A 1,286-nucleotide genomic window follows, 5' to 3' on the forward strand; every position below is an offset into this window, starting at 1 on the left:
GGTAGAAACCGAGTACATCGTTTACGTTTAAGACCGGGTACATCGTTTACAGGTATTAATCATGGTCAGGAGGTACTGACCATGCCCTGGAAACGAGAGTCCGTAATGGATCAGCGAGTTAAATTAATCAGCGACTGGCTTAGCGGTAACTACAGCAAAAGCCAGTTGAGTCGCCGTCATGGCATCAGCCGTCCCACGGTTGATAAATGGCTAAACCGGTATGCAGATCGAGGCTCTGATGGCCTCAAAGAGCTGTCCCGCAAGCCGTACCACTGCCCGCACCAGACGAGTGACGAGATCATCAGCAGACTGCTCGAAAAGAAAAACGAGCACCTGGATCGCGGCCCGAAACAGCTGATCCAGCGCTTGCGAAATGCAGAGCCTGAGATTGTCTGGCCTGCTGCAAGTACCGCGGGGTTATGGCTGAAGAAAGCTGGACTCGTATCGCCTCGTAAACGCGCTCATCCCCGCCCTCATAGCTCGGCCAAGTTACGTGAGGCCAATGAACCCAACCAAACCTGGTGCGCCGATTTCAAAGGTCAGTTCAGAACCAAGGACGATCGTTGGTGCTACCCCCTGACCATTACAGACCACGCCAGCCGCTATCTACTGCTTTGCAGAGGTCTTCTCGGCACTCACGGCGAGCCCACGCGGCAAGGCTTTGAGTGGGCGTTCAGGGAGTATGGGATACCTGATGTTATACGAACCGACAATGGCTCGCCGTTCGCCTCAACTGGCTTGGCGAGACTATCGAGCCTGTCGGTATGGTTTATCAGGCTCGGCATTTATCCAGAAACGATCAAGCCTGGGCGCCCGGATCAAAACGGTCGGCACGAACGCATGCACCGCACCTTAAAAGCCGCTGTACTCAAGCCTGCGGCCGATAACCTGCTACGACAACAGTTGCTCTTTGAAGAGTTCGTGCACGACTTCAACTACTACAGGCCCCACACCGCTTTGGACATGAAAGTACCCGCCGAAGTGTACAGCTCATCGGCAAGGATTTACCCGGGCTACGTACCTGCGGTGGAGTACGGAGAAGATGTGGATGTAAGACGAGTACGAAGCAACGGAGAGATCAAATGGAAAGGCTCGCACATATTCTTGGGCGAAGCCCTGATAGGCGAGCAAGTAGCTTTGAAGGAAGTAGCTGATGATGTGTGGGATCTGTACCTTTGCAGCTACCCTTTGGGCAGGCTTGAGCGCGGTGCAAAACGCGTCTCAAGCCTGTAAATGTGTAAACGATGTACCCGGTTAGATGTGTAAAGGATGTACCGGTCTCTACA

General features: G+C 53.6%; 1 protein-coding gene. It reads left to right on the top strand.

Annotation, left to right across the window (positions count from 1 at the left end; all coding sequences use genetic code 11):
- Positions 1-81 precede the first annotated feature (81 nt).
- The gene (locus TU76_RS23845) at positions 82-1,233 is read left to right on the top strand and encodes an integrase core domain-containing protein (RefSeq protein WP_048352617.1); all 1,152 of its coding nucleotides are present in this window, start codon (positions 82-84) and stop codon (positions 1,231-1,233) included.
- Positions 1,234-1,286 lie beyond the last annotated feature (53 nt).

Origin of the sequence: Pseudomonas psychrophila, from assembly GCF_001043005.1 — a bacterium.
Taxonomy (GTDB): Bacteria; Pseudomonadota; Gammaproteobacteria; order Pseudomonadales; family Pseudomonadaceae; genus Aquipseudomonas; species Aquipseudomonas psychrophila.